The sequence below is a fragment of the Pseudoclavibacter sp. RFBB5 genome, from assembly GCF_002931555.1.
Taxonomy (GTDB): Bacteria; Actinomycetota; Actinomycetes; order Actinomycetales; family Microbacteriaceae; genus Pseudoclavibacter.
Genome location: NZ_PSTZ01000007.1, coordinates 326,975 through 341,137, shown reverse-complemented (window position 1 = coordinate 341,137; position 14,163 = coordinate 326,975). Strand labels below are relative to the sequence as shown.

Below are 14,163 nucleotides of genomic sequence, written 5' to 3'. Positions count from 1 at the left end.
GACTACAGCTCGCCTTCGCGGAGCAGCTCGAGCGAGTGCGCCAGGTCGTCTGGGTACTCGGTCGTGAAGCGCACGGGCTCGCCGGTCCGCGGGTGGGCGAACCCCAGCTCCTTGGCGTGCAGCCACTGGCGTCTCAGCCCGAGCTTGCCGGCCAGGGTCGGGTCGGAGCCGTAGAGGGGGTCGCCGACACACGGGTGCCGCTGGGCGGCCATGTGCACGCGGATCTGGTGCGTGCGTCCGGTCTCCAGGTGAACCTCGAGCAGCGCCCCGCGCCGGAAGGCCTCGAGGGTCTCGTAGTGCGTGACGGAGGGCTTCCCCTCGCTGGTGACGGCGAACTTCCAGGAGGAGCCTGGGTGGCGACCGATGGGCGCGTCGATCGTTCCCGAGAGCGGGTCCGGGTGTCCCTGCACGACCGCGTGGTAGACCTTCTCGACCTGACGATCGTGGAACGCCTTCTTGAGCTGCGCGTACGCGAGCTCGCTCTTCGCCACGACCATCAGGCCACTCGTGCCCGCATCCAGACGGTGCACGATTCCCTGGCGCTCCGACTGCCCGGAGGTCGAGATGGTGAACCCCGCGGCGGCGAGCGCGCCGAGCACCGTGGGGCCGTCCCAGCCGATCGAAGGATGGGCGGCAACGCCGACTGGCTTGTCGATGACGACGAAGTCGTCCTCGTCGTGCACGATCTTGAGGTCGGGCACGGCGATCGGGACGACCTCGACCGGTCCGGCCTGCTCCCACTCGACGGAGATGACGGCGCCGGCTGTCATCCGGTCGGATTTGCCGACGAGCTTTCCGTCGATCGTGATCCCGCCCGCCGCCGCGATATCGGCGACCTGTGTCCTGCTCAGACCGAGCAGCTTCGAGACGCCTGCGTCGACACGGGTGCCCTCGAGGCCGTCAGGGATCGGGATCGTCCTGGATTGCATTACGCGTCCTTCTTCGCCTTGGGTCGGCGCTTGCCGTCGAAACCGATGTCGAACAGGGTGAGCAGCACGAACGCCGACATCCCAACGACGATGCACATGTCGGCGACGTTGTAGATCGCCGGGAGCATCCACGGCGTGTAGATGAAGTCGATGACGTGGCCGACGCCGAAACCGGGCTCGCGGAAGAGCCGGTCGAAGAGGTTCCCGAGAGCGCCTCCGAGCACGAGCCCGAACACTGCGGCCCAGCGCTTCGACGCGAGCCTGCGAGCGACGACCAGGATGACGATGACCATGATCGTCGACACGCCCGTGAAGATCCACGTGGAGCCTGCGGCGAACGAGAATGCGGCGCCCGGGTTCCTCACGAAGTGCCACTGCAGGAAGCCGCCGAGCGCCTCGACGGTCTGGCCCTCGGTCATCGAGGAGACGACGAACGCCTTGGATATCTGGTCGAGCGCAAACGCGCCGACGGCGACCGCGGCGAGCATCGCAAGAATGCGGATGCTCGGACGCGATCGCCGTTCGGTGGTCTGCAGAGGTGTGTCCTCCACGTTCCGAGTGCTACTGGCCCGCTGGTGCGGAGCCTTCGAGGACGTCGCTGGCCTGACGGTTCAGGTCGTTGAGCTGGCCTTCGATGTAGGACCGGAGGTTGTTGCGGTACTCGCGCTCGAAGATGCGGAGCTCCTCGATACGGGCCTCGAGCTTGGTCTTGGCCTCCTCGAGTCGACCGATGGTCTCGCGTTCCTTGGCCTCGGCCTCGGTGACGATCGTGCGGGCACGACCCTCGGACTCGACCGTGATCTCGCGGGCACGCTTCTCGCTGTCGCCTTCGATCTGGCGGGCGCGGGTCTCGGACTCGGCGATGATCTCGCGAGCACGGGTCTCACCCGTGGCGATGATCTCGTCGCGCTTGCGCGTTCCCTCTTCGACGTGCTCGTCGTGGAGGCGGCGGGCGAGGGCGATGAGCGAGCTGCTCGTCTCGGCCTCGTCTGCACCCTCTACGGCGACCGGAGCGGGAGCTGCAGGCTGCGCGAGCGGCGCGATGGGCTCAGGCTCGGGCTCAGGAGCTGCCTCAACCTCGACGCTGGGCTCTTCGACCGGGGCGGGAGCTGCGGCCGCAGGCGCGCTGCTGGCGCGTGCCTCTGCCTCTTCGAGCTGCTGACGAAGCTGCTCGTTCTCCCCCACGAGGCGGCGCATCTCTGCAACGACCTCGTCGAGGAAGTCGTCGACCTCGTCCTGGTCGTACCCCTCGCGGAACTTGGTCTGCTGGAAGCGTTTGTTGATGACGTCCTCAGGAGTGAGTGCCATGTCGGCCACCTTTCGACTCTCTCTGCGATTGGTCTGTATCTGGAAAAGACTCTGGGTCTGACGAGCAGACTCCGGGTCCGGCGTGACAACACTAGCGTTGCCCAGATGTGCACGCAGAACGTTGCTGTGCTGCGCAGCACATAAGTCACATTACGGCACTTGGGTCCCGCGCGTCACATTCTGTCGGGAAAGTCGCCATTCACCTAATGGAGAACGCTCGGCGCTTAGAGCAGGCGCACGAGATTCGATGTGATCACCAGCGCGAACATGACGATGATCCACGCGAGATCGAGGGCGATGTTGCCGATGCGGAGCGGGGGCACGACTTTCCGGACCGCACGAAGGGGCGGGTCGGTCAGCGAGTAGACGCCCTCGCAGAGGACGAGCACGAACCCCTTCGGCTTCCACCGAGGCGCGAACATGCGAGCGTAATCGAGGATCAGCCGACCCCACATCACCATGATGTAGAGGCCGATGACGAAGCCGAGGATCGCGCCGAGGATATTCATTCGTTTCCTGAGATGTTGTCGCGCAGACACGGCGACGGTGCACCCTCAGGATGCACCGTCTCACCGTTCGCGCGAAAGCGGGCCGCTCTGCTGCTCAGCAGAGTCAGGCTGGTTGGGGGTCTACTGGAAGAACGAGGCTTCCTTCTCCGCCTCAAGCTTGCTCGACTCGCCGTGGACGGCGATGTGCTGAGGCGAGAGCAGGAACACCCGGCTCGTCACGCGCTCGATCTTGCCATAGAGGCCCTGGGAGAGCCCGCTCGCGAAGTCGATGAGGCGACGCGCCTCGGCTTCGTCCATCTCGGAGAGGTTCATGATGACGGGGACGCCATCGCGGAAGTTCTCGGCGATGACCTGCGCGTCTTTGTTGTAGGCCTTCGGGTGGACCGTGAGGATCTCGTTCATTTCCGCCATCGCCGGGGTCGAAGTGTGCTTGGGTGCTTTGGTGATCGGGGTCACGGGTGCCGGCTTCGGGCGCTCGGTGACCACCGGAGAGAGCTGCGGCGAAGGTGCCGCGGCTGGCGACTGCCTCTGCTGCTGCTGCGCCTGTGGCGTCTCGTCGTGCAGATTCTGCTCGTCTTCGTCAGCAAGGCCCAGGTAGACCATGGCATTGCGCAGCGGGTTGGCCATTGTGCTCCTCCGTGTGTTCGGCGTGCACCCACGCTACGTCCGGTCGGGTCGCTTTCCCGTGATTGCCGCGCCGATTCTGAGGTGTGTCGCACCGTTTTCGATGGCGTCGGCGAAGTCGTTGGACATGCCCATCGACAGCGAGGTCGCGGAAGGCGCCAGCGATTGGATGCGCTGCCCGAGGGCCTGGAGTTCGGCGAAGGCCGCGCGCGGATCCCCCCCGAGTGGCGCCACGCACATGAGGCCCTGGAGTTCGAGGGATTCGGTGCGCAGCACCTGCTCGACGAGCGCCTCGAGCTCCGTCGGCTGAACGCCGCCTCTGGCAGGGTCCGGCGTCATGTTGACCTGCACGAACGCCCGCAGCGGGTGCGCCCGCTCGACGCCCGACAGCGCGTCGACGAGGCCTCCTCTGTCGATCGAATGGACGGCATCCACGTACTGGGCGATCTGGCGCGCCTTCTTGGTCTGGATCTGACCGACGAAGTGCCATTCGAGGTCGGCGCGCTCTGCGAACGCCGCCGCCTTGTCTCTGGCCTCCGGATGCCTGCTCTCGGCGAAGCGACGAACGCCGAGGTCGACCAGATCGGCGACGAGCTCGGGGCCGTGGAACTTCGTGACGGGGATGAGAGTGACGTCCGAGGGATCGCGTCCCGCGCTGAGACAGCTCTGGTGGATGGCGGCCTGAACCGCCGAGAGGCGCTCGGCCAGCGTCTGATGACCCTGGCCGAGCGCCTCTCCAGCTTGCTCTGGCATGCGCGCTCTACTTGAGGAAGTCCGGGACGTCGAGGATGTCCTCGGCGTCGTCGTAGGCGGCTTCCGGCTCGCGGCGAGGTGCGATGGTGGGCGCCTCGGCCGTCGACCAGGCCGGAGCCTGCGCGACCGGTGCTGGCGCCTGGACGGGCTCGCGCTCCACGGGCACGGAGGGTGCGGAGGCGACAGCGGCTGCGGCTGCGCCGAGCCCGATGGCACCGGTGTTCGCCTGCTGGACAGGCGCGGCCGCTGGCGTCGGCACAGACTGCTGCTCCTGCAGCGTCTTGGGCTCTCCCCCGGCGAAGCCCGCCGCGATGACCGTGACGCGCACCTCGTCGCCGAGGGTGTCGTCGATGACCGCGCCGAAGATGATGTTGGCCTCCTGGTGGACGGCCTCCTGCACGAGCTTCGCAGCGTCGTTGATCTCGAAGATGCCGAGGTTCGAACCGCCCTGGATGGAGAGCAGGACGCCGTGGGCGCCCTCGATGCTCGCCTCGAGGAGCGGCGAGGCGACGGCGAGTTCTGCCGCCTTGATCGCTCGGTCGGCGCCCCTGGAGGAGCCGATGCCCATGAGCGCGGAGCCCGCACCCTGCATGACCGACTTCACGTCGGCGAAGTCGAGGTTGATGAGGCCCGGGGTCGTGATCAGGTCGGTGATGCCCTGCACACCGGCGAGCAGCACCTGGTCGGCCGTCGAGAACGCCTCGATCATGGAGATGCCGCGGTCGCTGATCTCGAGGAGGCGGTCGTTCGGGACGACGATGAGGGTGTCGACCTCTTCCTTCAGAGTGGCGACGCCCTGCTCGGCCTGCTGCATGCGGCGGCGGCCCTCGAAGCTGAACGGCTTCGTGACGACACCGATGGTGAGCGCACCGATCGACTTCGCGATGCGCGCGACGACGGGAGCGCCCCCTGTTCCGGTTCCGCCACCCTCGCCAGCCGTGACGAAGACCATGTCGGCGCCGGCGAGCGCCTGCTCGATCTCCTCGGCGTGGTCCTCGGCTGCCCGGCGGCCGACCTCGGGGTCGGCGCCTGCACCGAGACCGCGGGTCAGTTCGCGTCCGACGTCGAGCTTGACGTCGGCGTCGCTCATGAGCAGCGCCTGGGCGTCGGTGTTGATCGCGATGAACTCGACACCGCGGAGGCCGAGCTCGATCATTCGGTTGACTGCATTGACGCCGCCGCCGCCGATGCCGACGACCTTGATGACGGCGAGGTAGTTGTTGGTGTTCGACACGTGTCCGGCCCCTCGTTGGCGTGTGGTGTGGTGGAAGAACGGATGCACACCTCGACACGTCGCCGCTGGCGAATGTCTACGAGCTTCAACCTCTACTTGAAGCTCAGAGATATGCTGTTTCCTGGTTGCTTGCTTCGACGCTAGGTCGCGAACGTCGCACGATCCGTGCAGTCAGCAGGTGTGTTGCGTTTTGCGCGCCGAATGTCGGCGAGTCGCTTCAACCGGAGCTTGAAGGTTGCCGCACTCGCCGGCCGAGGAACTCCTCAGCGGGTCACGGGGGTCTCGGGACTCGAGACGTCGTAGCTGGAGATGGACTGGTCGGCGGTGGCCGTGACGAGCGCGGCGAGCACCTCCGCCTTGCGGTCGGACTCCTCCGCGCTCCCCCATACGACCTCGGCACCGCTGCGCATCGTCAGACGCACATCGTCGATGCTCTTGGCCGTCACTGCAGCGACGCCAGCCCTGAAGTCGACGGGCAGGGCGAGCGACACGCCCGCCGCAGAGGCGAACGCCTCGGAGTCGACCCCCTCGCCGCCCAGTTCGAGAGTCGGGATGTCCCCTGCGGGCTCCGACTGCGTCCAGAGCACCACGCCGGCCGCATCCATGACGTCGTACCCGGATGGCACCGCGACCGCGCCGATCGGCGACCGCTCGACGATCGTGACGACAAGACGGCTCGGCGGCTCGACGCGGATCGAGTAGCTCTGCACCATCACGTAGGACTGGAGTCGACTCTCGACGTCGTCGTTCGTGACGAGCGCAAGCGGCTGTCCGTGCAGGTCGGCGAGCGATTCGTCGACCTGTGTCGCATCGACACGCTGGGTGCCGGCGACGACGATCTCACGCACGGACATGATCGGACTGTAGACGGCGACCGCGACGAACGCGACAAGTGCGGCCACCGCCGCCGCGACCCCGATCAGGATGCGGCGGCGTCGTCTGGCGCGCCAGGTGAATCGGCGCGCATCGTCGCCGAGCACGCTCACGGCTTGCCTGTCTCCTTCGCGCCGAGCGCCTCTAGGAGCTGGGGCACGATGAGGTTGACGTCGCCGCAGCCGAAGGTGATGACGAAATCGCCGTCCTGTGAGATCTCGGCGACCGTGTCGGCCGCATCCTGCCAGTCGGGGCGGTAGGCGACCTTGCTGCGGTCGGCGAACGCCTCCTCGACCAGCGCTCCCGTGACACCGGGAATCGGGTCTTCACGTGCGCCGCACACGTCGAGCACGACGGTCTCGTCGGCGAGACGCTCGTACACCGCCGCGAAGACGTCGCTCATGTCGCGCGTCCGCGAGTAGAGGTGCGGCTGGTGGACGGCGATGAGGCGACCGGAGCCGACGACGGTGCGCGCAGCCGTGAGCGCCGCTTCGACCTCGGCAGGGTGATGGGCGTAGTCGTCATAGACGCTGACGCCGCTCACCGTGCCGTGGAGCTCGAAGCGTCGCTTCGTGCCCCCGAACGTCGAGAGCGCGTCAAGGACGGCGGCGGGCTCGAAGCCGAGCTGGACGAGGACGACGAACGCGCCGGTCGCGTTGAGCGCGTTGTGGACGCCGGGCACGTGCAGGAGCGCCGGGTAGTCGACACCCTGCCAGGTGACGGTAAAGCGGGTCTCCCCTCCCTCCGACGCGATGTCGGAGACGCGCGCGTCGGCCGTCGGAGCCTGGCCGAAGGTCAGCACCCGCTTGTGGGTGAGCTTCCCGGTCAGCTCGACGGCAAGCGGGTCGTCGCTGGAGATGACCACGGCCTCGCTGGCCGCATCCGCGAACTGGACGAACGCGGCTTCGAAGGCCTCGACGCTGCCGTAGTGGTCGAGGTGGTCGTTGTCGACGTTCGTGATGAGGGCGATCGCCGTGTCGTAGAACAGGAAGGACCCGTCGGACTCGTCGGCCTCGACGACGAAGGCCTCGCCGCTTCCGACGGCGGAGCTCGTCCCCAGGGCCGAGATGATGCCGCCGTTGACGAAGCTCGGCGACGCGTCGAGGGCGTCGAGGGCCGTCACGACCATGCCGGTCGAGGTCGTCTTGCCGTGCGCTCCGGCGACGGAGACGAGGCGGCTCCCGCGCGTGAGCCAGACGAGCGCCTGCGAGCGGTGCAGGATGTTCAGCCCACGCTCCTTCGCCAGGACGAGTTCGGGGTTGTCGGGCCAGAGCGCGCTGGTGACGACGATGGTGTCCGCGTCGCCGAGGTGCTCTGCCGCGTGGCCGATCTCGACGCGGGCGCCGCGATCGCGCAGCTCTCGTGTCGCGTAGTTCTCGGTCCGGTCGCTTCCGGAGATCGTGAGGCCGCGGTCGAGCATCATGCGCGCGATGCCGCTCATGCCTGAGCCGCCGATGCCGATGAAGTGCACGTTCCCGATCTCGTCGGGAATCTGCGCGGTGGCGTCTGGATTGATCATTGCTGCTCCTGAGTCCGCTCGATCTGCGAGCTGCGCGGTCTCTTCCGCGTCGATGGTCGAGGGTACTCCGCCTTCACGTCCGAAGGCGCCTAGCCGGTCCGAGCGTCCTCGACCGCCTGGTCCAGCAGTGCAACGACCCGAGAGGCCCCGTCGCGCTGGGCTGATGCGCGAGTCGCCTGCTCCATGCGGGCCCGGCGGTCATCGTCGCGGGCGAGGGCGAGGAGCTCCTTCGACGCCCACTCGGGCGAGAAGTCCGCGTCGGCCACCCGTATGGCACCACCTGCGGATAGGACGGAGCGGATGTTGGTGGTCTGGTGGTCGCCGGTGGCGGCAGGGTACGGGATGTAGACGGCCGGGAGGCCGACGACACCGAGCTCGCTGACGGTGGATGCGCCCGCACGCGCGACGACCAGGTCGGCGGCGGCGAACGCGAGGTCCATGCGGTCGCAGTACTCGAGCACGTGGTAGCCCTCGACGTGGTCGTGCTCGAACTTCGAGAGCCCCCCGACGAGGTGAAGAACCTGCCAGCCCTCGGAGATGAGTTCGGGGACGACGGCTCGGACGGTCTCGTTGACGCGCCTCGCGCCGAGCGAGCCGCCGGTGACCAGCAGCGTGCGACGGTCGGGGGCCAGCCCGAAGAACTCGACAGCATCGTCGCGCTTCGCGGCGCGGTCGAGGTGCTCGATCTCAGCCCGGAGCGGCATCCCGACGGTCACGGCGCCGCGGAGGGGCGTGCCGTCGAAGGCGACGCCCACGCGCTTCGCCCAGCGCGCCCCGAGCTTGTTGGCCATGCCGGGATGGGCGTTGGCCTCGTGGACGACGGTCGGCACGCGCCCCCTCGCGGCCAGGTAGGCGGGGGCTGCGGCATAGCCGCCGAAGCCGGCGATCGCGTCGATGCTGTGCTCGTCGAGCATGCGGCCCACGGAGGCAACCGTCTCACGGAGTCGAGGCAGGAAGGTCAGCACCTGCATGCCCGGGCGGCGCGGGAAGGGCAGCTTCGGAATCGTGAGGAGCTCGTAGCCGCGCGCGGGAACGAGCCGGGCCTCAAGGCCCTCCTTCGTGCCGAGCACGAGGATCTTCGAGTCGGGGTCGCGCTCGCGCAACGCATCCGCGACCGCGAGCAGCGGGTTGACGTGGCCGGCCGTGCCGCCTCCGGCGAGCAGGTAGTTGGTCACGTGCGGGACTCCGATCGCTTCGGGTTGCGGGCGATCGACAAGACTATGCCGATTGCGAAGAGGGTCGTGATGAGCGCCGATCCGCCGGAGGAGACGAGCGGCAATGGCACGCCGAGGACCGGCAGGAAGCCGATGACGACGGCGATGTTCACGAAGGCCTGGAAGATCAGCCAGGTGGTCACTGCACCGACGATGGTCTTCGCCGTCCAGTCTTCCGCCTCGTGGTAGATGCGGACGAGGACGACCGCGAGCAGGACGAAGACGCCGATGACGATGATCGCCCCGACGAGCCCGAGCTCCTCCCCGATGATCGCGAAGATGAAGTCGTTGTCGGCCTCCGGCAGCCAGGACCACTTGGCCTTCGAGTTGCCGAGCCCCGAGCCGAACAGGCCGCCAGCGGCGAGGGCGTAGAGCCCGTGCGCGCTCTGCCAGCCCCAGGTCTCGTAGTCGACGTCTCCGCCGAAGAAGTTCGTGATGCGGGCCATGCGGTTGTCGCTGAAGATCGACAGCAGGAGCGCAGCAGCCACGGCGATGAACCCGGCGAGCCACAGGAACTTGGATGCGACGCCGCCGAAGTAGAGCGCTCCGAGAACGAGCGCGCCGACGACGATCATCGTTCCCAGGTCCTTGCTGAGCGCCATGACGCCGAAGCTCAGGCCGAGGACGGGCAGGATCGGAACCGCGACCTCCTTGGCGACGTGCAGCTTGCCCTGCTTGCGCCCGAGGATGAGGCCGAGCCACAGCACGAGCGCAACCTTGAGCGCCTCGGCGGGCTGCATCGTCGTGAAGCCGAGGTCGATCCAGGCCCGGTTGCCGTTGACGTCGACACCGATGGGGGTGAAGACCAGCGCTTGGAGGATGACGGCGACGAAGAGGGCTGGCCAGGCGATCCGCTTCCAGAACCGCAGCGGCATCCGGGAAGCGAACAGCATCAGCGGGATGCCCAGCGCCGCGAACGTGGCTTGGCTGACGAACCGCGCCGAGACGGCGTTGCCACCCGCGAACTCCTCGACCGAGGAGCTCGAGAGCACCATCACGATGCCGAAGGCGACCAGGAAGAGCGTGATCGAGAGCAGGAGCACGAAGTTGCGGTTGACGCCGCGGATGCGCTTCCCGAGCGAGACGACGACGGCGCTCGAGGAGCTCTTGCGTGCGGAACCGCCAGCCGTCGGCCCCGTGCTTGGCCTATTCGGCGCTGGCGTCCGGCTCGGAGGTGCGGTCCTGGGAGCCTTCTGTCTCGGCATGCCGGCCCCCTTCAAGGTGCGACGCGACGGCGAGCGCGAAACGCTGGCCGCGGTCGCTGTAACTCACGAACTGATCCATGGAGGCGGCCGCCGGAGCGAGCAGCACGGTGTCGCCGTCCTGCGCGAGCCGCGCGGCTTCCGCCACGGCGCGTCCCATGATGGAGTCAGTGTCGCTCACGTCGATCTCGATGAACGCGACCTCCGGGGCGTGTTGCGCGAACGCGTCGGCCACTTCGGATCGGGATGTTCCGAGGGCCACCGCACCGCGGAGGCGCCCGGCGTGCTTGGCGACGAGCGGCGCGATGTCGACTCCCTTGAGGAGCCCTCCCACCAGCCAGACGACGCTGCGGTGCGCGGCCAGCGAGGCGTCGGCGGCGTGGACGTTCGTCGCCTTCGAGTCGTCGACCCAGAGGACCCCGGCGGCCTCAGCGACGATCTCGTGGCGGTGCCGATCGACCGAGAAGGTAGAGAGCGCCTCGGAGATCGCGGCGACGGGGACACCGACGGCCCGCACGAGGGCGGCCGCGGCGAGCACGTCCTCCACGAGGTGCTTCGAGGAGAGACCGCGCGGGCGCAGCTCCTCGAGCGTCGTCAGCTCGAGGGCGGTGCGGGCTCGGTCGTCGAGGAACGCACGATCGACCAGGATTCCGTCGACCACGCCGAAGTCGCTCGGCCCCGGCACATCGGTCCCGAACCCGATAGCGCGGCATCCTTCGACGACGTCGGCCGCCTCGACGAGGTCGAGTGTCGCCTCGTCGCCCTTGTTGTAGACGCACGCGATCTGGGCTCGCTCGTAGACGCGGCCCTTCGCTGCGCGGTAGGCCTCAGCGCCGCCGTGCCAGTCGAGGTGGTCGTCGGCGATGTTGAGGACGACCGCGGCGTGCGCCGACATGGAGTGCAGGGAGTGGAGCTGGAAGCTCGAGAGCTCGACCACGAGCAGTTGGAACTCGGCGGGGTCGCGGAGCACATCGAGGACGGGGACGCCGATGTTGCCGCAGGGCGCCGTGCGGATACCCGCGGCCAGTCCCATGTGCGCTGCGAGCTGGGTTGTCGTCGTCTTGCCGTTCGTCCCCGTGACGGCCAGCCAGGGGGCGGGGTCGCCGAACTTGTCGCGGAGCCGCCAGGCCAGCTCGACGTCACCCCACACCGGCGCGTCGAGGGCGTCGGCGGCGACGATGAGCGGGTGGCTCGGGGCGAAACCAGGAGACGCGACGATGAGGTCGGCCTCCAGGGCCCTGAGCGCGTCGACGGCGGACTCGTCGCTGTCGGCGATCGTCACGGGAACGTCGAGCACCTCGAGGATGCGCTCACGCTCGTCATCGTGCGACTGCGCGATGACGTGCGGCTTGGCGCCGAGCTCAGCGAGGGTGTCCGCGACGGAGAACCCCGTCTTGCCCAGGCCGAGCACCGCGACCGACAGGCCGGTCCAGTCGTCGTGCCAGCTCCGGAGACCGTCGACCTCGCGGCCTGCTCCCTCGCGGGTCACGTCGTGACTCCCCACTCGGCGTAGAAGAGTCCGATGCCGAGCGCGGCGCAGAGTCCGGCGATGATCCAGAACCGGACGACGACCGTGGTCTCGGCCCAGCCCTTGAGCTCGAAGTGGTGGTGGATGGGGCTCATGAGGAAGATGCGCTTGCCCTTGGTGAGCTTGAAGTAGATGCGCTGCACGATCACGGAGCCGGTCGTCATGACGAAGAGGCCGCCGATGAGGACGAGCAGCAGCTCGGTGCGGGTGATGATGGCGAAGGCGGCGATCGCGCCGCCGAGACCGAGCGAACCCGTGTCTCCCATGAAGATCTGCGCTGGCGAGGTGTTCCACCAGAGGAACCCGATGAGCGCACCGGCGATGCCTGCCGCCACGATGGCTACGTCGAGGGGCGCGTATGCCGTGTAGCAGGCCGACTCGAGCGATTCGGCCAGGCGCTCCGTGCCGCAGGCCTGGTTGAACTGCCAGTAGGCGATGATGCCGTAGGAGCCGATCGAGATGATCGACGCACCGGTCGCGAGGCCGTCGAGGCCGTCCGTCACGTTCACCGCGTTCGACGTCGCCGTCGTGATGACGACGATCCAGACGATGAGGGCGATCGTTCCCGCGATGGCGCCGAGCGCCATGAAGTCGATCGGCAGGTCTCGGATGAACGAGATGTGCGTCGAGAGGACCGGGACGCCGTCGGGGTTGCGGTACTGCAGGCCGATGACGGCGAACAGCCCGGCGACGATCACCTGCCCGACGATCTTCGACCAGCCACCGAGGCCGAGGGACTGCTGCTTGCGGACCTTCAGGAAGTCGTCGATGAAGCCGATGACACCGAGGCCGACCATCATGCCGAGGATGAGGAGTCCGGCGGCCGTGACCTGGTCGCCCGTGGCCAGCGTCGCGATGAAGTACGCCAGCACGGAGCCGACGATGAAGACGATGCCGCCCATGGTCGCGGTTCCGCGCTTCGAGTGGTGGGCTTCCGGCCCATCTTCGCGGATGAACTGGCCCCACTCGAGCTTGTGGAACAGGCGGATGAAGAGTGGCGTCATGAACAGCGTGAACGCCAGCCCGACACCTCCGGCAATAAGGATCGCAATCACGCGAAGTGCCCCCTGAGGTGCTCGGCGAAACGGTCTCCGAGGTGTCGGAGGCCCGCTGAGTTCGAAGACTTGACGAGGACCAGGTCACCCGGGCGCGTCTCACGGACCAGCAGCTCGTACGCCTCATCCATGGACTCGACGAAGATCGACTCCCCATCCCAGGAGCCCTGGGCGATCGCTCCGAGGTGCAGCGCGCGGGCGTCGCGGCCGACGACGATGAGCTGGTCGATGCCGAGGCGGACGGCGAGGAGTCCGAGGCGGTCGTGCTCCTCGATGGAGGCATCCCCGAGCTCGCTCATGGCGCCGAGCACCGCGACCGTGCGGGCGCCGCTCGGCGCGATCTGAGCGATCGTCTTGAGGGCGGCGGCCATGGAGTCTGGGCTCGCGTTGTAGGCATCGTTGATGAGGTGCACGGAGCCGGCGTGCTGGAGCTCCATGCGCCACTGCTCGGCGCGTGTCACGCGCTGGAGGGCGTCACGGATCTCCGTGGCCGGCACCGCCTGCGTGTGGGCGGCCGCCGCCGCGGCGAGCGCGTTGGTGACGTGGTGCTCCCCGATCACGTTGAAGCGGACGACGACGGGTTCCTGCTCGGGAAGGTGCAGCGTGAACTCCGTCCCGTCGAGGCTCGTCGAGACCTCGCTCGCGCGAACGTCCGCTCGCTCGCCTCGACCGAACCACAGCACGTTCGCGTCGGTCTTGTCTGCCATCGAGGCGACGCGCGCATCGTCGGCGTTGAGCACGGCGGTGTCCCCCGCCACGAGCCCTTGCACCATCTCGGTCTTCGAGGTGAGCGTGACCTCGATGCCGCCGAACTCGCCCGCGTGCGCGAGGCCGACCGTCAGCACGATGCCGACGTCCGGCTTCGCCATCGAGATGAGCCTGCGGATCTCGCCTGGAGCGCTCGCGCCCATCTCGGCGATGAGGGTCTGCGTCTCCTCTGTGAGCTTCAGGAACGTCAGCGGGGCGCCCACCTCGTTGTTGAAGCTGGCGATGGGCGCGACCGTCTCGCCTCGCGCCGAGAAGATCTCGTTGAGGAGGTTCTTCGTCGTCGTCTTCCCGTTCGACCCGGTGACCGCGATCGTGACGAGCTGTCCGCGGGACTTCACGCGCGTCACGACCTCGGTTGCGAGGCGTCCGAGGGCGAGGACGGCGTCGTCGACGACGACCTGCGTGACGGGAAGGTCGAGGGCGCGCTCGACGATGAGGAGCGAGGCGCCGTTCTCGACAGCCTTGGGGGCGAAGAGGTGCCCGTCGGTGACCTCGCCCGGCTTGGCGACGAAGATGTCGCCCGGACGGATGAGTCGGGAATCGGTGTCGACGGTGCCGCTGAACACGCTCTCGAGCGTGTCGTCACCCACGGGACGTGCCTCTCCCCCGGTGATGTCAGCGATCTCGCGAAGTCGGAGTTCGATCAT

The 14,163-nt window shown here is 68.0% G+C and carries 14 protein-coding genes; all 14 read right to left on the bottom strand.

Going from position 1 to position 14,163, the window contains the following annotated elements; all coding sequences use genetic code 11:
- Positions 1-2: 2 nt before the first annotated feature.
- Complete coding sequence (locus C5B97_RS09530) at positions 3-929, bottom strand: RluA family pseudouridine synthase (protein WP_104311851.1); 927 nt, start codon at positions 927-929, stop codon at positions 3-5.
- Positions 929-1,480 carry a signal peptidase II gene (lspA, locus tag C5B97_RS09525; protein WP_258068099.1) on the bottom strand — a complete coding sequence of 184 codons (552 nt, stop codon included), beginning with the start codon at positions 1,478-1,480 and terminating at the stop codon, positions 929-931. Before lspA ends, C5B97_RS09530 begins: the two co-directional genes overlap by 1 nt.
- A 10-nt stretch (positions 1,481-1,490) precedes the next feature.
- Positions 1,491-2,237: a DivIVA domain-containing protein gene (locus C5B97_RS09520; protein WP_104252838.1), complete on the bottom strand. Its 747-nt coding sequence runs from the start codon at positions 2,235-2,237 to the stop codon at positions 1,491-1,493.
- Positions 2,238-2,461: 224 nt separating this feature from the next.
- Positions 2,462-2,746: a YggT family protein gene (locus C5B97_RS09515; protein ID WP_104252837.1), complete on the bottom strand. Its 285-nt coding sequence runs from the start codon at positions 2,744-2,746 to the stop codon at positions 2,462-2,464.
- 120 nt (positions 2,747-2,866) lie between these two features.
- Positions 2,867-3,373, bottom strand: a complete 507-nt coding sequence (locus C5B97_RS09510; RefSeq protein ID WP_104311850.1) for a cell division protein SepF — start codon at positions 3,371-3,373, stop codon at positions 2,867-2,869.
- Positions 3,374-3,406: 33 nt separating this feature from the next.
- A complete protein-coding gene (locus tag C5B97_RS09505; RefSeq protein ID WP_104311849.1) occupies positions 3,407-4,123 on the bottom strand; it encodes a YggS family pyridoxal phosphate-dependent enzyme in 717 nt (238 codons plus the stop codon).
- 7 nt (positions 4,124-4,130) lie between these two features.
- Positions 4,131-5,357 carry a cell division protein FtsZ gene (ftsZ, locus tag C5B97_RS09500; RefSeq protein ID WP_104311848.1) on the bottom strand — a complete coding sequence of 409 codons (1,227 nt, stop codon included), beginning with the start codon at positions 5,355-5,357 and terminating at the stop codon, positions 4,131-4,133.
- Between the two features lie 263 nt (positions 5,358-5,620).
- Positions 5,621-6,343, bottom strand: a complete 723-nt coding sequence (locus C5B97_RS09495) for an FtsQ-type POTRA domain-containing protein (protein WP_104311847.1) — start codon at positions 6,341-6,343, stop codon at positions 5,621-5,623.
- Positions 6,340-7,749 (bottom strand): UDP-N-acetylmuramate--L-alanine ligase, encoded by a 1,410-nt coding sequence (gene murC, locus C5B97_RS09490; RefSeq protein WP_104311846.1) that lies wholly within the window; start codon positions 7,747-7,749, stop codon positions 6,340-6,342. Before murC ends, C5B97_RS09495 begins: the two co-directional genes overlap by 4 nt.
- An 89-nt stretch (positions 7,750-7,838) precedes the next feature.
- Positions 7,839-8,924, bottom strand: a complete 1,086-nt coding sequence (gene murG / locus C5B97_RS09485) for an undecaprenyldiphospho-muramoylpentapeptide beta-N-acetylglucosaminyltransferase (protein ID WP_104311845.1) — start codon at positions 8,922-8,924, stop codon at positions 7,839-7,841.
- Complete coding sequence (ftsW, locus tag C5B97_RS09480; protein WP_104311844.1) at positions 8,921-10,168, bottom strand: putative lipid II flippase FtsW; 1,248 nt, start codon at positions 10,166-10,168, stop codon at positions 8,921-8,923. The genes murG and ftsW overlap by 4 nt, the downstream gene beginning before the upstream one ends.
- Positions 10,110-11,654: a UDP-N-acetylmuramoyl-L-alanine--D-glutamate ligase gene (gene murD, locus C5B97_RS09475; protein WP_104311843.1), complete on the bottom strand. Its 1,545-nt coding sequence runs from the start codon at positions 11,652-11,654 to the stop codon at positions 10,110-10,112. The genes ftsW and murD overlap by 59 nt, the downstream gene beginning before the upstream one ends.
- Positions 11,651-12,748, bottom strand: coding sequence for a phospho-N-acetylmuramoyl-pentapeptide-transferase (gene mraY / locus C5B97_RS09470; RefSeq protein WP_104311842.1), 1,098 nt, complete (start codon positions 12,746-12,748; stop codon positions 11,651-11,653). The genes murD and mraY overlap by 4 nt, the downstream gene beginning before the upstream one ends.
- Positions 12,745-14,163, bottom strand: a complete 1,419-nt coding sequence (gene murF / locus C5B97_RS09465) for a UDP-N-acetylmuramoyl-tripeptide--D-alanyl-D-alanine ligase (RefSeq protein WP_104311841.1) — start codon at positions 14,161-14,163, stop codon at positions 12,745-12,747. The genes mraY and murF overlap by 4 nt, the downstream gene beginning before the upstream one ends.